Genomic DNA, 20,561 nt, shown 5'->3' with positions numbered 1-20,561 from the left:
CCCTCATAGGCAAATCCATTTCAAAAGCCAATGCCTTCGTCTCTTTGGAGGCATAATTTGCCACATCAGTGTTGCTGAAACAGCATGGACACCAAGCGTTGCAGAGGACGATCCACTTAGCCGGATTGCCGTGGAGCCAATTCGTGAGGAGGTTTCGATTATTCGCGAAGTCCTCGTGAAAGCGCCTAAAGCAGAAAAACGAAGAGAGCGAGCACCAAGCCCGTCAGGACAGAGCAACTCGCATAGAAGACAGCCACCGCGTCTTCTATATCTTCCGCCGTCGCCGTCTCGCGTCCGGAACCATTGATCATCGGCTCCATGACGACAACGCCGGCATAGACGCGTGGGCCGGCCAATTGCACATTCAGCGCGCCTGCCATCGCCGCCTCCGGCCGCCCTGAATTGGGCGAGCGATGCAGCCCCCCATCGCGAATGGCTATGCGAAACGCTTCGCGGCAGGCAGCGCTCCCACGTCGCAACCAGGCACCGGCTGCAATCAGCGCAATCGACAATCGTGCGGCCGGCCAGTTTGCCAGGTCATCGAGGCGGGCCGAAGCCCATCCGAAGTCGACATATTTCTCGGACTTATGACCGATCATCGAGTCGGCCGTGTTCAGCATCTTGTAGGCCAGCAGCCCCGGCAGTCCGAAGATGGCATACCATAGTGCCGGCGCCACGACGCCATCCGAGAAGTTCTCCGCAAGACTTTCGATCGCAGCACGGCAGACGGCCGGTTCGTCCAGCGTTTCGGGGTCACGCCCGACGATCATGGAGACCGCGGCCCGGCCACCCCGGATACCGCCGGTCTTCAGTCCGCCGGCGACCGCTTCCACATGATCCGCCAAGCTCTTCTGCGCCAGGAAAATCGTCACGCAGACGACTTCGAGGAGAATACCGGCAAGACCGAAGAGGGCAAAGAACCAGTGTAGTATCAAGCCGGCGACCACGCTGAGGGCAAGGAGAGCGGCGATCGCCCACGCACCGTTTCTGCGGCGCTTGTGCTTCATCAGATCGGGGCGGTTGAACAGCGCATCCAAGGCGGAGATCGCTCGACCGAAAAGCACGACAGGATGCGGCAGGCGGGCCCATAGAAGCTGCGGATCCCCGACGATCCGATCGAGCAGAAGGGCAAGCACCAGCACGAGAAAGTTCAGTTCGATCGTCATCCGTTGAAACTCTGAAGGGCCTCGCCAAGCCGACCGTCGCTCGCAACATCGGGGGCAACCCCGAACCGCAGCCACCGGGGCGCATAGTCGAACTTGCGGACCAGAATTCGATGTCGGCACAGATGCGCATGCAGCGCATCGGCCTCGGCATGATCCACCAGCGAAAACAAGGCAGTTCCGCCGCAGATACGAAGATCGCTTGCTTCGAGGACAGCGCGGAGCGCCGCACCCCTCTCCTCTATGGCACGGCGGATCGGCGCGGTGTCCGCGCGCAGCAGCGATGTCGCAATCGTAAGCGCCGGGCCAGAGACGGCCCACGGCCCCAGCCAATTCTCGAACTGATCGAGGATCCGGCGCGATGCCACCACAAAGCCCAAGCGCAGCCCGGCAAGGCCGAAGAACTTTCCGAAGGAGCGGAAGACGATCACGTTCGGCAACCGCGATACCTGCGGTACGATGCTAGTGTCAGGCACCGTGTCGCCGAAGGCTTCATCGACGACGAGGATCCCGCCCCTCGCCGCCATGCGCTCGCTGAGCGCAACCAGGGCTTCGGCAGGAACGATCCGGCCATCCGGATTATTGGGATTGACGACGACCACGAGGGCATGACGGTCGTCAATGCTGCCGATGTCATCGAGGATATCGACATCATACCCACCCGACCTGAAAGCGCGCTCGTACTCTCCATAGGTCGGCCCAAGGATCGCAATGCGCACTTGGCCCATCAGCAATCGCGGCAACAGCTGGATCGCCGACTGCGTGCCGGGAACGGGAAGCGGCTGGATATCGCCACTGCGATAATAATCTCGCGCGGCCTCGCGGGCTTCATCGACCAGATGCGCATCCGGGAGCCGATGCCATGCGCGCGGCGGAATGTCCGGCAACGCGGCCGGATGAGGGCTTATGCCGGTCGATAGGTCCAGCCAATCCTGCGGGCGGCCGCCGTAGAGCGCCGCTGCGGCGGTGATGCCGCCGCCGTGAACTATCGGCGCATTCACGCAACGTCCCCCGCGAGGTCAATCAGATGCATGTAGGATCCCGCCACCTGGGCACGCTGCATCCCGGCAGCACCGAGATCGTTATTCAGCGCATCCGTCACCTGAAACAGCCGATCGGCATCGCCTTCGGAAACGACGGTCGAATAGTGAAATTCATGCGCGGTCATTGGCCTCTCGAAGAAAGAGCCGTCCAGCGGCGACACGCGGCGATAACCAAGATGACGCTTGCGATCTTCATAGCTCGTGACCAGCGGCAGCAGTCCAAGCATTGGGTGTCTTTCCCCGACGCCGTCGATCAGACCATCACCCAGAACCATATAGCCACCGCATTCGCCATAGATGCGCACGCCGCTCTCCGCGGCCTGGCGCATCGCCGCACGAAACGTCTGAGCCGCGGCAATCTTGCCGGCATGCAGCTCTGGATATCCACCGGGAAGATAGATGGCATCCGCAGTCCTGTCGGGCGCCTCGTCCGCCAGCGGCGAAAAGAACACGATATCGGCGCCGCGACGGCGCCAGCCGAGAAGCATATGCTCGTAGGAAAAGGCAAAGGCGATGTCGCGGGCAACGGCGATCCGGCTGCCGAGCGGCGGCAACCGGGCGATATTTGCTGTCGATGGCCTGTTGAGACCCTGCCGCGCGACGCGGAGCAGGAATTCGAAATTGCACTCTTCCGAGACCGCGTCAGCCGCGTGCTCGATGAAGTTTTCCAGCGTCTGATGCTCGCCGGCCTGCACGAGGCCGAGATGACGTTCCGGCAAAGCGATCTCGTTGTCGCGTCGGACAACCGCGATGATCGGCATCCGGATGGCATCCAGCGCCTGGCGAAGCATCATTTCATGACGTTCGCCGCCAACCTTGTTGAGAATGACGCCGGCGATCCGCACATCGGCGCGAAAGCCAGCAAATCCCGCCACCAGCGCCGCAACAGATTGCGACATATGCGAGGCATCGACGACGAGGATGACCGAAAGGCCCAGCATCGCCGCAAGATCGGCGGCGGTCCCCTTTCCATCGGCGGCGCCGTCGAAAAGGCCCATCATGGCCTCGATCACCAGCAACCGGTCGCCGGAGCGATGCAGCGTCGCATTCGCCGCGATCAATTCGGGACGCATCGCCCAGGGATCGAAGTTGAGGCACGCGACGCCGCTCGCCGCCGCATGAAAGGCAGGGTCGATATAGTCCGGCCCCGCTTTGCCCGGCGCGATCTCCACGTCCCGCCGTCGCAACGCCCGGAGAAGCCCAAGGGTAACCGTCGTCTTGCCTGATCCGGAGGACGGGGCCGCAATCAACAGACCACTCATGCTGTCTCCTTGCTGCTCGAATGCCGAAATGGATCGGGACGCAGGCGACGCCCTGCGAGCGCACCCAACCAATCAAGAGACTCCCTCAGCCGAACCACCTCGCCGACGACCACGATCGCCGGAGGTTCGAGGCCCGACTCGAGTGCCGCCACCGGCGCCTCGCCGAGCGTGGTCTCCAGAACCTTCTGACCGCGCGTCGTCGCGTTGCAGACGAAGGCGACCGGCTCGGACGGTGACCGACCACCGGCAATCAGCTTCGCGCTGATCTCCCTGATATGCTTCATCGCCATATACATGACAATCACGGGCGACCCTTTGGCGATCGCGTCCCAGTTTATGGCATCGGGAACCAGACCGGAAGAGCTATGGCCAGTCAGAAATGTCACGGCATGATTGAGGTCGCGATGGGTCACGGGGATGCCGGCATAGGCCAGCCCACCAATCCCTGCGCTGACCCCGGGAACAATGCGAAACGGGATATTGTGTTCGACAAGCGTCAACGCCTCTTCACCGCCGCGGCCGAACACGAAGGGATCGCCCCCCTTGAGGCGCAGCACACGCTTTCCCGACTGCGCGAGTTCGACAAGACGGAGCGAAATATCGCGCTGCTTGGCGGAGGGCTTTCCCCCGCGCTTGCCGGCATATTCCAGCGTGGCCCCTTCCCGCGCCAGCTTGAGACAGTCCGCATCCACCAATGCGTCGTGAACGACGACATCTGCTTCCATCAGCCCTCGAACGGCGAGAAGCGTCAGCAAGCCGGCCTCGCCCGGGCCAGCGCCGACAAGCCAGACACTGCCCGGCTCAAGCGCCGGAAGATGGGAAAACACAGCTTCAATCATGGAGATGATCTATGCCCGGAGGGTGGCTAGGTCAACGCTGCGAGACGCGATGAATCCGATCTGTCGCTGCCGCATCGAATCGACATCGAAACAACCGGATTCAAGACATGAAGATCTTGGCGCAAACGACTGAACAGACTCGCCAATACGTTTGCGCCTACCTTCCGTGGTCGCGCCGATCAGGCCCTGAGCAGCGTGTCACCGATGAGATCGATGACCTGTTGCGAGCTGATACCCGTGCAGACGATCTGGCTCGGCAAGCCGTCCCAATCGCCTGGCGGGAAGTGACGACCGTCCGGCTTTACGATCGTCTGGCCGTCGGCAATGCCTCCGCACACCACGCGAACCGCGCCGCTGATCGAGGTAAACAGTTCCGGGGCAACGACATAAACGCAGGCGCAGCTGTCATGAACCATCATACCATCGTCAACGGCATGCTTGTAGAAATCGATATAGAACTGTGACAGGTCGTTCAGCAGCTTCACCGCCTTGTCGCCCCTAGCTGCTATGTCGCCAAGATATCCGCGGCTCATCGTCGTGATCGAGGTCACGTCGAGACCGATGACGACGACTTTCCATGGCGCCGTCATGACGATATCGGCGGCTTCGGGATCGCCGTGAATATTGGCTTCAGCCACCGGTGTGACGTTGCCAGGGACATAGAAGTTGCCGCCCATGATGACGACGCTCTTCACGAGCCCGGCAATCTCGGGGTCTTCCTTCAAAGCCAGGGCAAGATTGGTCATGCGACCGACCGCGACCAGCGTTACCTCACCCGGGTTCGCACGAACCGTCTCGATGATGAACTTGTAGGCCGGGCGCGGATCGAGCGGCACATCGACCGTTTCCGGTACGTCGATATTGCCGAGACCATCGTCGCCATGCACGAAGGTTGGCCAGGCGCCTTCCTTGCGCGACGGGTTGATGGTGACGCTAGCACCCTTGGAAACAGGTGCCGAAATATTCCATTCACGCTTCAGGAACAGCGCATTGCGCGTGGTCGTCTCGATCGAGGCATTGCCGAAGACGGTCGTTATGCCGATCAGATCGATCTCTGGGTGCCGGTGCAGGAAGAGAAGTGCCATTGCATCGTCGACGCCCGGATCCGTGTCATAAATGACCTTGTGCATGAATGTTCCTTTTCGTTATTGCCGCAGGCAGCCGGACGGCGCCGCGAAAGGCGCCACCATAGCGTCCGCTATTGTTTCTGCAACGGCATCTGCGCGATCGCGACGGTGGCTCGGCGGGATTTTGTCTTCGGAAGCAGCAGTTCGCCAAGCGGGCCAATCGCCGCAAGTGCTGCCGATTCGGCGACGCCATGGCAGCCGACGCGGGCAAAGACGATATCGGAGGGATTCTTGATCCGTGGCGTCTCAGCTTCGAGCGCCTCCGCCGGGAAAAACAGCACCGGCACCGAAAAGCGTTCCGCCACAGTCAGGATCGCAGGCTCCTCGGCGCGCATATCGATCGAAGCGACCACAGCCAGTTCCTCGGCGGCAACGCCGGCCTCTGCCAACGCGGCCGCGACAAGCTCATGAACCTCGTCCACCGATGCCGCCCGTTCGCAACCGATCCCGACCGCGTATCTGCGACTGTTGTCGAATTCAATCTTACTCATAAGCGATGCGATTGCCGGCTCCTGTGTCGCACAAGCCATTGCAGCCCCGAAAGGGAAATGCAACATGCGCCGCAAACACGCATCCCAGAGTACCCGCCTTGTCAGACCTTGCCCCCCATCTGCTTTTCCTCCTCGCCGCAGCCGGATTCCTCGCCGGTTTTGTCGATTCCATCGCCGGCGGCGGCGGCCTGATCACCGTTCCGGCCATGCTTATTGCCGGCATCCCGCCGCTGCAAACGCTCGGCACCAACAAGGTACAAGCCGTATTCGGCTCGGCATCGGCCACGGTCGCCTATGCTCGCAAGGGCCACGTCAAATTGCGCGAGCAGCTGCCGATGGCCCTAATGGCCGTAGCCGGTGGAGCTCTTGGCGCTGCGCTAGCAACGATCGTTCCTGGAGATGTTCTGCGCGCGATCATGCCGGTGCTGCTGGTCGCGATTGCGCTCTACTTCGCCCTCAAGCCGAACCTCAATGACGTTGACAAGCACCGCCGCATGAGCCCGTTCGTCTTCGGCGCCACGCTCGTTCCCGCGATTGGCTTCTACGACGGCGTATTCGGCCCCGGCACCGGCTCGTTCTTCATGCTCTCCTTCGTGTCGCTAGCCGGCTTCGGCATGCTGAAGGCGACGGCGCATACGAAGATGCTGAACTTTGGCTCCAACATCGGCGCGCTTGTCGTCTTCGTATCGTTCGGCGCAACGCTTTGGAAGATCGGACTCATCATGGGCGTGTGCCAGTTTCTTGGCGCACAGCTTGGCTCGCGGCTGGCCATGCGAACCGGCGCCCGCCTGATCAAGCCGCTCCTTGTGATTGTTTGCGTGGCTTTCGCGATCAAGCTGATGGCCGATCCGCTGAACCCGCTGCGCGTCTGGCTGGGCGTCTGAGCCTCAGAACAACGCGAGAAGCAGCGCTCCTCCGGCAATCAGGCTGACACCGAGCCAGTTCATCATGTTGAGCTTTTCGCCGAGGAAGACGACGCCGAAGATGGCGACGAGGACGATCGACAGCTTGTCGATCGGGGCAACGCGCGCGGCATCGCCGATCTTCAAGGCGCGGAAATAGGCGAGCCACGACGCGCCCGTCGCAGCCCCTGATAGGCAGAGAAAAAGCCAGGTCTTCGACGAGATGCTGGAGAAGGGCTGCCACTGCCCGCTCGCCAGTACGATGGCGCTGATGATGACAAGAATGACGACGGTGCGGATGAGCGTGGCGAAATCGGAATTGACGCCGGCCACGCCGATCTTCGCGAAGATCGCAGTCAGCGCCGCAAACGCTGCCGACAGAACGGCCCAGAAAACCCAGCTTTGCGTCATCAGAACTCCACGCCAGCCTGCCCTTTGATGCCCGAGCGGAACGGATGCTTGATCAGCTCCATCTCCGTCACCAGGTCGGCAATCTCGATCAGCTCATCCTTGGCATTGCGCCCGGTGAGAACGACGTGAGTCATATAGGGCTTTTCCGTCTTCAGGAACTCAACGACCTCGTTGATATCGATGTAATCGTAGCGCAGCGCGATGTTGATTTCATCGAGCAGCACCATCGAGTTTCGCTCGTCGCGGATCAGCTCCTTTGCCTTCTCCCAGGCAGCACCGGCGGCAGCGACGTCACGCGCGCGGTCCTGCGTTTCCCAGGTAAAACCCTCGCCCATCGTGTGGAACTGGCAGACATCGGAAAAATGCTTCTCGATCAGGTCACGCTCGCCCGTCCACATCGCGCCCTTGATGAACTGCACCACGGCGGATGGCTTGCCATGCGCGATATGGCGGAAGATCATCCCGAATGCCGAGGACGACTTGCCCTTGCCCTTGCCGGTATGGACGATGATCAGGCCCTTCTCGCCCGTCTTCGTCGCCATGATCTTGTCGCGCGCAGCCTTCTTCTTGGCCATCTTCTCGCTGTGGCGGGCGTCGTCGTGGCCAGTGGCCTCCGTCGTGGTCTCGGTGGTTTCCTCAGTCATGTCAGTATTCCCCGGATGCAATCTTCAATCGGTCGGCGGTGTCGGCACCGCCTGATCTGTCGCGTGTGTTGTCTGTGGCAGCGAGATCGAACCGCGCCGAATTGCTGCGCGGCGTCCATAGCCGCCGCTCGATCGCCTCCAGCAGCCTCTCTCTCATCTCGTCGTAAGCGTGCGGGTTCTTCTCAATCATGAAATCGCGCACGCGCTGATCAACGACGAAGGCGTGGTAGACCGCCTCGAAATGATGGTTGCCGACAGCACCTGTCGTCGCCGCGAAGGCGAAGAGATAATCGACCGTGGCGGCGATCTCGAACGCTCCCTTGTAGCCATGGCGCATCACGCCATCGATCCACTTCGGATTGACGACACGGCCGCGCACCACGCGGGCGATCTCCTCTTCGAGCGAGCGGATGACAGGCTTCCCCGGCATGGAGTGATCATTGTGATAGATCGACGGCCTGCTGCCGCCAAGCGTCTCCGCCGCCGCCGCCATACCGCCTTCGAACTGGTAGTAGTCGTCGCTGTCGAGCAGGTCGTGCTCGCGATTGTCCTGGTTCTGCACGACAGCCTGGATGGAACGCAGCCGCTCCTCGAACACGCCGCGTTCAGCCCGGCCCTCTTCGCCGGCGCCATAGGCATAGCTGCCCCAGACGAGATAAGCCTCTGCCAGATCGGCGCGCCGCTCCCAGCCCTTCTCGTCGATCAGCGCCTGCAGCCCGGCGCCGTAAGCACCCGGTTTCGACCCGAAAATCCGGTACCCCGCGCGCCTCTTCGCCTGCGCCAGGTCGAGCCCGGCCTCCTCAAGCCGCGCCGCCTCTCCCCGCATACGTACCGCGATCGGATTGTCCTCCGCATCCTCATCCAGCGCCCCGACGGCCCGGATCGCCTTGTCGAACAGCGCGATCTGCTCCGGAAAGGCATCGCGGAAGAAGCCCGAGATGCGCAACGTCACATCCACACGCGGCCGCCTCAGCATCGCCTGCGGAATGATCTCGTAGCCGGCCACCCGCCGCGAGGTCATGTCCCAGACCGGCTTGACGCCGATCAGCGCCAGCGCCTGGGCGATATCGTCGCCACCAGTGCGCATGTTCGACGTACCCCAGGCCGTCAGCCCGAAGGACACCGGCCATTCGCCATGATCCTGCACATAGCGGCGAACCAGAAGCTCCGCCGATTTCTTGCCCAACTCATAAGCCGCCGGCGTCGGCACCGCACGGCTATCCACGGAGTAGAAATTCCGCCCCGTCGGCAACACATCCGGCCGCCCGCGCGTCGGCGCGCCGGAGGGACCCGGAGGCACGAAGCGGCCATCGAGGCCACGCAGCAAGCCTTCGATCTCGGCGTCGCCGCAGGCGAGAATGGCGGGCTTCAGGCGGGTTTCGATCTCGTGGAGGACGGCGTGGGTGGCGAGCCAATCGCCAGGGCATGCGAGCTCGCCGGACACGAATTTGGCGGCCAGCAGCTCGATACGCTCGACGGTGTCGCCCTGGGTGCGCCACGGGTCGGACGAGACGTCCGCGAGGATGTCGGGGCGTGGTCCGAACCATGCGGCGGACATATCGCAATCGAGAGGGTCGAAGGCTGCGTTGGTGGGGGGGGCGGCCCCTTCTGCCCTGCCGGGCATCTCCCCCACAGGTGGGGAGATTGGCTGGGCACAACCGCTCGCTCCCTCCTCACCGTTTGGTTGGGGGGCAGGCCACGTGTCGATCTCCCCCCTTGTGGCGGAGTCCGAAGGACGGGGCGAGACCGTCGGCTCGCCCCTACGGTGCGGCAGGACAGAGGGGGGCACCTCATCCGCCAAGCTCCCCACCACATCGCCAACACTCCGGAAAACGTCCCCCGCAATTGCCCGCTGCAGGCTCCGATCACCACCATCACCCAGCCCACGCGGCACCCGCGCCAGCGCCACCGTCAGATCCGTCAGCAACCGCCCCTCAGGCGACACCCCAAACACATGCAGCCCATCCCGGATCTGCATTTCCTTGAGATCGCACAGATAGGCGTCGAGCTTCTTCAGCGCCTCGCTTTCGCTTTCCCCCTTCGCAATCCCCGCGTCTTGATCGAGCCCGATATCGGCAACCAGTTCAAGGATCTGCTTTCCAAGCAGCCGGATACGCCGAGGATCGCCGCCCGACGCCTCGTAATATTCGTCGACCAGCGCCTCGAGATCCTTCAGCGGCCCGTAGCTCTCGGCCCGCGTCAAAGGCGGCGTCAGGTGGTCGATGATCACGGCGGCGGCGCGGCGCTTGGCCTGCGTTCCCTCGCCGGGATCGTTGACGATGAAGGGATAGAGATGCGGCAGCGGCCCGAGGATCGCTTCCGGGTAGCAACTCTCAGACAGCGCCAGCGCCTTGCCCGGCAGCCATTCGAGATTGCCGTGCTTGCCCATGTGGATCACCGCATGCGCATCGAACTGATGGCGCAGGAAGGCGTAGAAGGCGAGATAGCCGTGCGGCGGCACGAGATCAAGCGAATGATAACTTTCCTTCGGATCGATATTGTAGCCGCGCGCCGGCTGGATGCCGACAAGGACCTCGCCGAAACGCGTGAACGGCAGCGCGAACGCGCCGCCCACGACATAGGGATCGGTCTCCGGCTCGCCCCAGCGGGTACCGATCTCGTCCTGAATCTTTTTAGGAAGAGTCGAGAGGAAATCCTTGTAACGACTCACGGAAAGCGCCTCGCGGATGACCTTCCCGTCCCGCCCTGAATTGGTCGGCCCATCCATGATATGACGCATCAGCGCGTCGCCATCGGGAGGGATGTCACAGACAGGATAACCAGCCTTGCGCATCGCCTGAAGCACTTCGATCGTACCCGCAGGCGTGTCCAGCCCGACACCGTTTCCGAGCCTGCCGTCGCGGTTCGGATAGTTCGCCATCACAAGCGCCACGCGCCGCTCAGCCGGCTTCGCATGCCGCAACCGCGCCCAGTTGGCGGCGAGCCGCGCCGTGTAAGCCATGCGCCCCGCATCCGGCTCGCTGGCAACGATATTGGCCTCGACCAGCGCATCATAGCGTGCCGCCGACTTGAACGAGACGGCGCGAGAAAGAACTCGGCCGTCGACCTCGGGCAATGCCACGTTCATGCCGAGATCGCGCGCCGACAGGCCTTGCGAGGAGCTTTCCCAAGCGTCCTTCGAGGAAGCAGAAAAGATCGCCTGCAGCACGACGGCGTTGCTGGCTTCCAGCACCGTCGGCTGCCGCTCCGCACCGGGCGCCGAGACGGCAAAGCCTGTCGTGTTGATGACGACATCGGGCCTAGTGGCCGCGAAGACACTTTCGAGGATGCCCTTGGAGACGGGATCCTTGAGGCTGTAGGCGAAGATCGGCAGCGGCCGGATGCCTTCGGCGATCAACGCCTCGATCAGCGCTTCGACGGGTCGGGTTTCGCCGCTTTGTACGAGGGCACGGTAGAAGGAGATGGCGATGATGGGGGCGGATGTAGCCGCTGGCGTCTCGCCCGCGATACCCCCCTCTGCCCTGCCGGGCATCTCCCCCGCAGGTGGGGAGATTGGCTGGGCTTGCCCGCTCGCTCCAATCTCTGTTGTTTGCCGATGCCGCCGCAACGAGTCGATCTCCCCCCTTGTGGCGGGGTCCGAAGGACGGGGCGAGACCGTTGGCTCGCCCCTACCGTCCGGCAGGACAGAGGGGGGTACCCCGCCCGCCGACAACAACCGCCACTCCTCAACCCCAACAACACCCCGCCCCGGCCACCAGATCCCGGCCTTCATCAACGGCGCCGCCGCCTCCGGCTTCTCACCACCCGACAACATCGCCTCGGCATAATCGAGAAACGCATGCGTATTCGCATCGCCCCCCTCGATCAGATAGGCCCAGAGCGCATTCAGATCCTCAAGCGGCACGTTCGAAAACGGCGTCAACCCCGCGTCCGGCTTCGAATCGCCCGGCAGCACCGCGATCAGCGCCCCATGCCGCGCCGCAGCCGCATGCAGCGCCTCCAGCGCGTAATGGAAGTAGCTGGCGCCGCCCAGCGCCCTGACGATGATCAGTTTCGCATGCCGCGCCGTACGCTCGATATAGGCATCGACGGACATCGGATGCTTGAGGCTCATCAGGCTCGCGATACGCAGCGACCGTGCCTCGCCGCGCTGGCGATGCCCGGCGGCGACTGCCGCAAGCTCGGTGTCGGCGGCGGAGAGGAACAGGATGTCGCCGGGAGACTGGCCAAGATCGATCGCCTCCTCGCCGTCGCTGATCGTTCCCTGCTGGGCTAGTAGGAGGTGCATGGCAGTGTGTCTTTGCGGGAAATGTTAGTCGCAGGCGCAGCGTGCGCTGCCTCCTCATCCGACCCTTCGGGCCACCTTCTCCCCGTCGGGGAGAAGGGAAGATTGGAGCGAGCGGCCCGCAAAAAAAATCCTCTCCCCAACGGGGGGCCGAAGGACGGGTCGAGACCGACGGCTCGACCCCGGTCAGTGCCGGCTGGCGGATGAGGGGGCCGCTGGGCACCACTCGAGCGATTTTCAAAATGCGCGATCCGCTCACCTCTCAGCCCTTCGTCACCAGAAGGGCCTCCAGCAGCTTCTCTCAAACCAAAAACGTGACCGCGCATCTCAACCATAAACCTTAAACCAGACCCTCGATAGCCTCGCGTACCGCGCCCTCATCCATCTCGTGCAGCCCGATCACCACCAGCCGCGTGACGCGCGTCTCGCCGGCAGCCCAGGCGCGATCGAAATAGTGGTCGATACGGCTACCGACCGCCTGCAGCTGCAGGCGCATCGGCTTGCCGGGGACGTCGACGAAGCCCTTGAGACGCAGAACGTCGTGCTCGGCGATGATGCCCTTCAGGCTCTCGACAAAGGCCGAGGGATCGGCGATCGGGCCGAGCTCCACGACAAAGCTGTCGAACTCATCGTGATCATGCGGCGTGCCGTCCTCATGCTCCAGTTCGTGATGGGACTTGCGGTTGCCGATATCCTCTTCGGTGCCGATGCCGAGGCCGAGCAGCACTGATGCCGGCACCTCGCCATTCTTCGCCTCGATCATCGCCGGCTTGCGCGCCGTGCGTGAGGCGACCTCGTCGCGAACACGGGCAAGGCCGGCGCCGTCGATGAGGTCGGTCTTGTTGAGCACGATCAGGTCGGCGCAGGTGAGCTGGTCCTCGAAGAGCTCCTCGATCGGGCTTTCGTGATCGAGCGTCTCATCCTCGACGCGCCGGGCTTCCACGGCATCGTGATCGTCGGCGAAGCGGCCGGCGGCGACGGCGGCGCTGTCGACCACGGTGATCACGCCATCGACGGTCACCTGCGTGCGGATGTCAGGCCAGTTGAAAGCGGCGACAAGCGGCTGCGGCAGGGCAAGGCCCGAGGTTTCGATGACGATATGGTCAGGCCGGTTCTCGCGCTCCAGAAGCTTGCTCATGGTCGGGATGAAGTCGTCGGCCACCGTGCAGCAGATGCAGCCATTGGTGAGCTCGATGATATCGTCCTCGGTGCAGTTTTCCGCCCCGCAGCCCTTCAGCACCTCGCCGTCGACGCCGAGATCGCCGAACTCGTTGATGATGAGCGCGATCTTCTTGCCGCCCGCATTGGTCAACAGGTTGCGGATCATCGTCGTCTTACCGGCGCCGAGGAAGCCGGTGATGACGGTGGCGGGGATTTTCTGCTGGTTCATCAATTCAACCCTTCATTTTCAGCGGCAGTCCCGCCGCGATAAAATATACATCCGCGGCGATCGCCGCGATCATCTGGTGCAGTCGTCCGGCATGGTCGCGAAACTCGCGCGCCATGCGGTTCTCTGGCACGATGCCGAGGCCGACTTCATTGGAAACGATGACGAGACGTGCCTTGACCTTCGGCAGATAGGCGGCCAGTGCCGCGAATTCCGCCGCCACGTCGCGCTCATCCATCATCAGATTGGTGACCCACAGCGTCAGGCAATCGACAAGCAACGCCCGCCCCTCGCCGTCGATCGCGGCAAGCCGGCCTGCGAGATCGAGCGGCTCCTCGTGCGTCGTCCAGAGATCGCCGCGGTCCGCCTTGTGCTGGTCGATCCGCGCGCGCATTTCCTCGTCCCAGGCGCGGCCGGTGGCGATGTAGTGGCGCTCGAGGCCGCTGTCGATGACGAGCTGCTCGGCAAAGCGCGACTTGCCGGAGCGGGCGCCGCCGAGAACGAGGGTGGAGGATGCGGTCGTCATGCGAGGACGGCTTTCGCCGATGATTGGGCTCGGGGCCTGACGCGCACGCCCTCATGAAGGACTTTGCCCGCACGCAGGGCCGCGTTCTTGTGGCCAAGCGTCACTTGGGCGACGTTATAGGAATTCTGTGCGCCCAAGTCCTCGGATGCGAGAGACCATCGTCCGGGCCGATAGGAGTCATCCGACGCGCGGACGCGCGATGGCAGGTTGCCTTTGACATCATCCGAGCGAAGCTTTGCCGCAAGAATGAGGGAACCTGCCTCCACAGCGATAAGGAAGCGTGTAGCGAACGTCGCAAGCGTCCGGCATGACGCCGACGCCAAAATCTCATTGTCTGCCATGACAACCTCCGTGCTGGCATTGGGCACACTTGCCCAGGGTTGGGCTTTGCGCCCGGCACGATTGGCAGGTCTCCTGGCTCGCGGGTCCAGGCGACGATCGGGACGGCTCAATTGGCCATCCCGATCGTGCCATCGGTCCTTCCTCGCCTTCCCGGCTGCAATCATGAAAAGGCGGACGATTCGTAGATTTAGAGGCGTCCAACCCCGGTTGATCATGGCTTGCATTGCCAGTGGCTTTTCCGCCGTCTTCAGCCCCTCGCCCGCCTACACCACGCAGGCGGCCAGCTTGAGAGCATCCGACGCCGGACGGAAGACCCTGACCGCTCTACAGTCGCGGGGTCGGCTGTGATGAAGGCGCCCGGATTGGGTCCACCCCGTCACATTCCCTTTTCATCCGCACCGCTTTTGGCGATCCGGAACCATTCGCTATCGAGTTCATGGTTAGGCAAGGCCGGGTATGAAGTCAATCGACTTGGGCGCGGCCATGGCAGAACGCTACTGAGTTCAAAACACCTCATAGACGACATACCCTACCATATTTATCGTCTTTTATCAGTTACTTACGTCATAAATAATTGTTGTATCCGCCGGCCTTTTGCCGCATTTGCATCGCAAGCGCATCCCCAAGCCACGTCGGCACCCTTCACGGCCCTTGACCGGACCTTTACCCGCCTAGTTTCCTTGTCATGCTTCTGAAAATAGATACCCGCCGGCTCGGCCCACTTCACACCCTGTTGGATGTGGGACGCATGCGTGCCCTCCTCAGACGCAGCGAAATGGGCATGGTGCTCGCGGGCGCGATTGTCGGCGTCACGTCGGGCCTTGCGGTCACGGCGATGAGCCTGATTTCCAAGGAGATGCACAGCCTGATTTTCGGTATCAGCGAGGTCGAGCGGCTGAGTTCGTCGCAGATCGAGAACAAGTTTCTGCTGCTGGCTGCCCCCGTCGGCGGCGGCATTCTGCTTGGCCTGTTGATGTTCATTCTGGCGAAGACGCGCAAGAAGCCGATGGTCGACCCGATCGAGGCAAATGCCTTGCATGGCGGACGCCTGTCGCTGACCGATAGTATCCTGGTTGCCGTGCAGAACCTGATCTCGAACGGCTTTGGAGCCTCCGTGGGACTGGAGGCCGGCTATACCCAGCTGGCATCCGGTATCGCGTCGAAGCTCGGGCTGAAGCTGCAGCTGCGTCGGTCCGATTTGCGAGTGCTCGTCGGCTGCGGCGCCGCCGGCGCCATCGCCGCTGCCTTCAATGCACCGCTGACCGGCGCGTTCTACGCGTTCGAGCTCATCATCGGCACCTACACCATCGTCTCGCTAACGCCTGTGGTCGTGTCCGCGATTGTCTCCACCACGCTGGCTCGGTTTCTCGCCGGCAGTGATTTCCTCATTGACGTCGGCCAGTTCGGCACGGTCATGCCGGCCGATTATGTTCCCGCGGTGCTGCTCGGCGCCTTCTGCGCCGGCGTCGGCATCCTGATCATGCAGGGCGTCGCCTTCATCGAGGAGACGGCGCGCAGGAGCTCCATAGCTCCTCCTTTGCGGCCGGCGCTCGGCGGCATTGTCGTCGGCCTTCTCGCGCTGGTCACGCCGCAGGTTCTCTCGGCCGGCCACGGGGCATTGCATCTCAACCTCGGCAGAGACGTCGCCATTCCGGTGCTGATCGGCCTGTTTCTGCTGAAATCCTTTGCATCAGCCATTTCGATCGGCTCGGGCTTCAGAGGTGGCCTGTTCTTCGCGTCGCTCTTCATGGGAGCGCTGCTCGGAAAGTTGTTTGCCTACTCCGCTCCCTACTTCGCCCATGCGACACTCACGCCGGTGATCTACGCGGTCGTCGGCATGAGCTCGCTTGCCGTCGCGGTCATCGGCGGCCCGCTGACCATGACGTTTCTCGCACTGGAAATAACCGGCGACTTTCCGATCACTGTTCTGGTCCTCGCCGCAGTCATTACGTCTTCGCTCGTCGTGCGCAGCACCTTCGGCTACTCGTTTGCCACGTGGCGCTTCCATCTTCGCGGCGAAAGCATCCGCAGTGCGCATGACGTCGGCTGGATCCGCAATCTTACGGTCGACAGGCTCATGCGTGCCGACGTCAAGACCGCGAAGCCCGGCATCTCGGTCGAAGAGTTCCGCAGCCTCTTCCCCATCGGCTCCGCGCAGCGCGTGGTTCTTGTCGATGACAATGGAAAATACGCCGGTCTTGTTCTGGTGCCGGAGATCTACGCCAACCTCACAGACACGGATGACGAGAGCAAGGGTCTGGACGAGTTCATTCGATACAAGAACGACTTCCTGCAGCCGCAAATGAACGCCAAGCAGGCAGCCGCCATTTTCGACAAGACGGAAAGCGAAGCGCTTGCTGTCGTCAACAATCTGGTCGAGCGAAAAGTGGTGGGGCAGCTCAGCGAAGCACACACGCTGCGTCGCTACAGTGAAGAACTCGATCGCCGCCGCCGGGAGATCTCGGGCGAGATCTAGCCGAGCAATTCGCCGAGCCAGCGGGCATCGAGATGGGTTTCGAGCTCAGCGGCAATCTCGTCCAGCGCAAGCTCGACACCGGCGCGGTAATTGCGCATCTCGCCCTTGAGACCGAAGCTCTGCAACAGCCGGGAGCGATAGGCGTCGCTCGCGAATAGCCCGTGCAGATAGGTCCCCATGATCCGCCCGTCTCCCGACCTCGCGCCATCAGGCATCCCGTCAACGATCGCAAAGGGCCGGTTGCAGTCTGCGCCTCGGGTGACGCCGAGATGAATCTGATAGCCTGAGAGCGGATCCCCATGTTCGACGGAAAAAGCCACGCTGTTGCGAACCGTCTTCTCGGACGCCATCACCGTTTCGATGTCGAGCAATGCAAGGCCATCGGTCTCCACGGCGCTGCCCTCGATGCCCTCTGGGTCATGGACCTTCCGGCCAAGCATCTGGTAGCCGCCGCAAATACCGATGACGCGACCGCCGCGCCTGACATGAGCTGCCAGATCGGCATCCCACCCGGCCGACCTCAGGTCAGCGAGATCAGCCACCGTCGACTTGGACCCCGGCAGAATGATCAGCTGGGCATCGACTGGCATCCGCTCGCCTTGCCGCACGAAGACCAGCTCGACGTCAGGCTCCGCCTTGAGGGGATCAAGATCATCGAAATTAGCAATCCTCGAGAGAACGGGCACTGTAATCCTGAGCGCCCCCGCCTCGCCCCGAGCGAGACGCTCCAGCGCAACCGAATCTTCTGCCGGCAATCGTGACGCCGCCTTGAGCCACGGCACCACGCCGAAGCACGGCCAGGCGGTGAAGCGATCGACCGCCGCGATCCCGTCGTCGAAAAGCGAGACGTCCCCCCGGAACTTGTTGATGATATATCCCGAGATCGCGCCGCGATCATCCTCACCGAGGATGGCGTGCGTTCCGACCAGCGATGCAATCACGCCACCGCGGTCGATATCGCCGACGAGAACGACCGGAACTCCGGCGCGCGTCGCAAAGCCCATGTTGGCGATATCTCCGGCACGCAGATTGATTTCGGCCGGCGACCCCGCCCCTTCGACGACAACCAGGTCAGCCCCTGTCGAAACCTGCGAAAAGCTCTCCAGCACGTAGTCCAGCAGCTGTGGCTTCAGCCTTTGATAATCGCGCGCCTTCGCCTGCCCCCATACCTTCCCCTGGACGATGATCTGACTGCCGTTCTCCGATTGCGGCTTCAGCAGAATGGGGTTCATGTGCACGGAGGAACGGACGCGCGCCGCCATCGATTGCAGCCACTGCGCCCGGCCGATCTCGCCGCCATCGTCGGCAACGGCGGCATTGTTCGACATGTTCTGCGGCTTGAAGGGCCGCACAGAAAGGCCGCGATTGGCCGCCAGCCGGCAAAGTCCCGCCACCAGCACCGTCTTTCCGACATCGGAGCCGGTTCCTTGCAGCATGATGGCTTTGGTCATTGTCGTGAAGCTCCGGCACCCGTCGCTACGGCCTACAAGCGGCGTTCGCCAAGGTCAATCACGGCCGCCCAAAATGCGAAAGCCGCGCTGGCCATCTATGGCCGCGCGGCTTGCCGAAATACGCTGGCGCTTGCGTCCATACACGACGAAGCTCACGTTCTCCGGGACGCATTACCTGATCCGGAGAAGCAGCGGTTGTCCCCCGCCACGCAACGATTGATAGCGCCACATTCTTACCGGAGAGTTAGTGAGCCATTAAGCAAAGATGAATTTCGGCACTTTTTTGGTTTTTTGTCTCCTTGCAAGGCCCAGGAGACCCGCGGGAGCTGTGGCAGGCTGCCGGGCGCGCGGTCATTAACTATTTTAAATCAGCCGCTTAGATTCGACGTCCGCCCACGATAAGACCGTTGATTTCCCGGGCCGAACGCGTAGGCTTCATTTCAAGGTGTCAGGATCGGCGCCAGGGGAAAGCCATGAACGAACGCGGTGCGTCTGCTATCTGCAGATGCGGCCCGGGTCGATGGCAACGCCAAAATGGGAACGTAAGATGAGATTTCTGTGCACGTCGATCGTGCTTGCTGCAGGACTGTTTGCGACAGCCGGGACGGCCGCCGCCGAAGGATGCGGCAATGTCTCGATCGCCGAGATGAAGTGGGCGTCGGCCGGCATCGCAGCCAATTTCGACAAGATCATTCTTGAGGCAGGCTACGGCTGCACGGTGACGATCGTTCCCGGCGACACGATGCCGACCTTCGTTTCGATGGATCAACAGGGTACGCCGGACATTGCCTCGGAATTCTGGGTGAATGCGGTTCGAACCGAACTCGACAACGCCATCAAGGCGAATCGGCTCGTCCAGGCGGCGGAGATTCTGTCGGAAGGCGCGGTCGAGGGTTGGTGGATCCCGAAATTCATCGCCGATGCCAACCCCGACATCCGCAGTGTCCAGGATGCCCTCAAGCGTCCCGACTTGTTTCCGGCGCCCGACAACCCGCAGCAAGGCGGCATCTACAATTGCCCGACGGGCTGGAACTGCCAGATATCGACATCCAATCTGTTTCGCGCGCTCGCGGCCGACAAGGATGGCTTCACGCTGATCGACACCGGCAGCCCGCAGGGTCTTGATGATTCCATAGCGGCCGCGTTCCAGAAAAAGGTTGGCTGGCTCGGCTACTACTGGGCGCCGACGGCCATCCTCGGGAAATACGACATGACACGGCTGAGCTTCGGCGTCAGCCACGACAAGGCCGAATGGGACAGCTGCACCGCCGTTCCCGGCTGCGCCCGCCCACAAGTCAACTCCTACCCGCTATCGCGCGCCTTCACCATCACGACCAAGGCGTTTGCCGACAGGGCCGGACCGGCAGCCGATTATCTGAAGAAGCGCGCATGGGACAACAGCACCATCAACGATGTGTTGGCCTGGCAGGACGAACACCATGAAAGCACGAGGGAGGCGGCGCTCTACTTCCTGCGCAACTATGCCGATCTGTGGACCCAATGGGTGCCCGCGGACGTCGCGGCGAAGGTCAAGGCAACGCTCTAGCTCCTGTCGGCAAGTTGCCATTCAGTCGTGGAGGCAGACGACGACGCGGACACATATGGTTTTCTCAATCCGTCGCATCGCCTATAAGCGCGCAACGCGAGATGACTCGCACCCGAGGCTCGCCCGACGACATGGAGATTACGATGACTTCCGCCCCGTTCCCCGATCGTGAGACGATCGCAGCAAAGTTCACCGCATTTGGCGAGCAGGACAAAGCCTACATCACCCTGCTGCTCGAGAACGTGGCCCAGGACGACAATCTCATCGATGGCTTGCACCGCTATCTGGACAACGCTGCCGGGGCTTCGTTCCTGAACTCGCTGAAGCTGGAAAACCTCGGAAAGTGGATCGGCGATATAGCGCCGGCCCGTCTCCAGATCCGCCTGATGGAGGCTGCCAAATCAAGTCAGCATCCGGCCTATGGCGCATTTCGCACAGGTTTGACTCGGTCCGGCGGACTGGAACGGGCCTATCCGCCGGCACAGATCTGACGCCTTACCTTTTGGCGGCGTGATTGACCGAGCGACCGGCGTCCTGTGTCGCGTTCACGGCGTTCGCCGTATCACGTCCAACGCCGCGAATGGTGTTGGCACAGGATGTGAGCGCCAGAAGAAGCATGATGGCAGCACCAATTCTAACGGTGGTGGTCATTGCGGAAATCCTTTTCTGAAATGGCGTCGATAACTCGCAGCATATGCTGCGCGC

18 protein-coding genes and 1 riboswitch are annotated in these 20,561 nt (G+C 62.4%); of the genes, 4 read left to right on the top strand and 14 right to left on the bottom strand.

From position 1 onward, the window contains the following. Positions 1-185 precede the first annotated feature (185 nt). The 6 genes from cbiB to QTL94_RS00385 all read right to left on the bottom strand — a co-directional run bounded on the left by cbiB (position 186) and on the right by QTL94_RS00385 (position 5,925). Entirely contained in the window at positions 186-1,166 is a 981-nt protein-coding gene (cbiB, locus tag QTL94_RS00410) for an adenosylcobinamide-phosphate synthase CbiB (RefSeq protein ID WP_289800225.1), read from the bottom strand. Further along, positions 1,163-2,164, bottom strand: coding sequence for a threonine-phosphate decarboxylase CobD (gene cobD, locus QTL94_RS00405; protein WP_289800224.1), 1,002 nt, complete (start codon positions 2,162-2,164; stop codon positions 1,163-1,165). The genes cbiB and cobD overlap by 4 nt, the downstream gene beginning before the upstream one ends. Beyond that, positions 2,161-3,468, bottom strand: a complete 1,308-nt coding sequence (locus QTL94_RS00400) for a cobyrinic acid a,c-diamide synthase CobB (protein ID WP_289800223.1) — start codon at positions 3,466-3,468, stop codon at positions 2,161-2,163. The genes cobD and QTL94_RS00400 overlap by 4 nt, the downstream gene beginning before the upstream one ends. Beyond that, positions 3,465-4,307, bottom strand: a complete 843-nt coding sequence (cobA, locus tag QTL94_RS00395) for a uroporphyrinogen-III C-methyltransferase (RefSeq protein WP_289800222.1) — start codon at positions 4,305-4,307, stop codon at positions 3,465-3,467. The genes QTL94_RS00400 and cobA overlap by 4 nt, the downstream gene beginning before the upstream one ends. A 179-nt stretch (positions 4,308-4,486) precedes the next feature. Beyond that, positions 4,487-5,437: a nucleoside hydrolase gene (locus tag QTL94_RS00390; protein ID WP_289800221.1), complete on the bottom strand. Its 951-nt coding sequence runs from the start codon at positions 5,435-5,437 to the stop codon at positions 4,487-4,489. A gap of 68 nt (positions 5,438-5,505) precedes the next feature. Beyond that, complete coding sequence (locus tag QTL94_RS00385) at positions 5,506-5,925, bottom strand: cobalamin biosynthesis protein (protein WP_289800220.1); 420 nt, start codon at positions 5,923-5,925, stop codon at positions 5,506-5,508. Positions 5,926-6,023: 98 nt separating this feature from the next. On the opposite strand from QTL94_RS00385, the gene QTL94_RS00380 reads away from it, so the two are divergent. Next, positions 6,024-6,809 carry a TSUP family transporter gene (locus QTL94_RS00380; protein ID WP_065694031.1) on the top strand — a complete coding sequence of 262 codons (786 nt, stop codon included), beginning with the start codon at positions 6,024-6,026 and terminating at the stop codon, positions 6,807-6,809. Positions 6,810-6,812: 3 nt separating this feature from the next. Here the strand turns inward: QTL94_RS00380 and QTL94_RS00375 are convergent, their stop codons facing one another. From QTL94_RS00375 to QTL94_RS00350, 6 genes are all read right to left on the bottom strand, one after another. After that, positions 6,813-7,238 carry an EamA family transporter gene (locus QTL94_RS00375; RefSeq protein WP_037178721.1) on the bottom strand — a complete coding sequence of 142 codons (426 nt, stop codon included), beginning with the start codon at positions 7,236-7,238 and terminating at the stop codon, positions 6,813-6,815. Beyond that, positions 7,238-7,882 (bottom strand): cob(I)yrinic acid a,c-diamide adenosyltransferase, encoded by a 645-nt coding sequence (gene cobO, locus QTL94_RS00370; RefSeq protein ID WP_037178722.1) that lies wholly within the window; start codon positions 7,880-7,882, stop codon positions 7,238-7,240. Before cobO ends, QTL94_RS00375 begins: the two co-directional genes overlap by 1 nt. Before the next feature lies 1 nt (position 7,883). Continuing rightward, on the bottom strand, positions 7,884-12,131 hold the full coding sequence (gene cobN / locus QTL94_RS00365; RefSeq protein WP_289800219.1) for a cobaltochelatase subunit CobN: 4,248 nt from the start codon (positions 12,129-12,131) through the stop codon (positions 7,884-7,886). 337 nt (positions 12,132-12,468) lie between these two features. Next, entirely contained in the window at positions 12,469-13,518 is a 1,050-nt protein-coding gene (gene cobW, locus QTL94_RS00360; RefSeq protein WP_289800218.1) for a cobalamin biosynthesis protein CobW, read from the bottom strand. A 4-nt stretch (positions 13,519-13,522) separates the two neighbouring features. After that, complete coding sequence (cobU, locus tag QTL94_RS00355; protein WP_289800217.1) at positions 13,523-14,041, bottom strand: bifunctional adenosylcobinamide kinase/adenosylcobinamide-phosphate guanylyltransferase; 519 nt, start codon at positions 14,039-14,041, stop codon at positions 13,523-13,525. Next, positions 14,038-14,382 (bottom strand): hypothetical protein, encoded by a 345-nt coding sequence (locus tag QTL94_RS00350; RefSeq protein ID WP_289800216.1) that lies wholly within the window; start codon positions 14,380-14,382, stop codon positions 14,038-14,040. The genes cobU and QTL94_RS00350 overlap by 4 nt, the downstream gene beginning before the upstream one ends. Before the next feature lie 46 nt (positions 14,383-14,428). After that, positions 14,429-14,821: riboswitch (cobalamin riboswitch) on the bottom strand. Between the two features lie 247 nt (positions 14,822-15,068). Between QTL94_RS00350 and QTL94_RS00345 the strand changes: the two genes are divergently transcribed. After that, complete coding sequence (locus QTL94_RS00345) at positions 15,069-16,859, top strand: chloride channel protein (RefSeq protein WP_289800215.1); 1,791 nt, start codon at positions 15,069-15,071, stop codon at positions 16,857-16,859. Here QTL94_RS00345 and QTL94_RS00340 read toward each other — a convergent pair. Further along, positions 16,856-18,310: a cobyric acid synthase gene (locus QTL94_RS00340; protein WP_289800214.1), complete on the bottom strand. Its 1,455-nt coding sequence runs from the start codon at positions 18,308-18,310 to the stop codon at positions 16,856-16,858. The genes QTL94_RS00345 and QTL94_RS00340 overlap by 4 nt on opposite strands. A 547-nt stretch (positions 18,311-18,857) precedes the next feature. Between QTL94_RS00340 and QTL94_RS00335 the strand changes: the two genes are divergently transcribed. Both QTL94_RS00335 and QTL94_RS00330 read left to right on the top strand, forming a co-directional pair. Next, positions 18,858-19,856, top strand: coding sequence for a glycine betaine ABC transporter substrate-binding protein (locus QTL94_RS00335; protein WP_289800213.1), 999 nt, complete (start codon positions 18,858-18,860; stop codon positions 19,854-19,856). Between the two features lie 143 nt (positions 19,857-19,999). Further along, positions 20,000-20,347 (top strand): hypothetical protein, encoded by a 348-nt coding sequence (locus tag QTL94_RS00330; RefSeq protein WP_289800212.1) that lies wholly within the window; start codon positions 20,000-20,002, stop codon positions 20,345-20,347. 4 nt (positions 20,348-20,351) lie between these two features. Here QTL94_RS00330 and QTL94_RS00325 read toward each other — a convergent pair whose 3' ends face one another. Further along, positions 20,352-20,507 (bottom strand): entericidin domain-containing protein, encoded by a 156-nt coding sequence (locus tag QTL94_RS00325; RefSeq protein WP_065694042.1) that lies wholly within the window; start codon positions 20,505-20,507, stop codon positions 20,352-20,354. Between the last annotated feature and the right edge of the window lie 54 nt (positions 20,508-20,561).

Origin of the sequence: Rhizobium sp. S96 (assembly GCF_030382195.1) — a bacterium.
Classification (GTDB): Bacteria; Pseudomonadota; Alphaproteobacteria; order Rhizobiales; family Rhizobiaceae; genus Rhizobium.
Note: the sequence above shows the minus strand (reverse complement) of the source record. Positions and strands in the feature narration are given on the sequence as shown.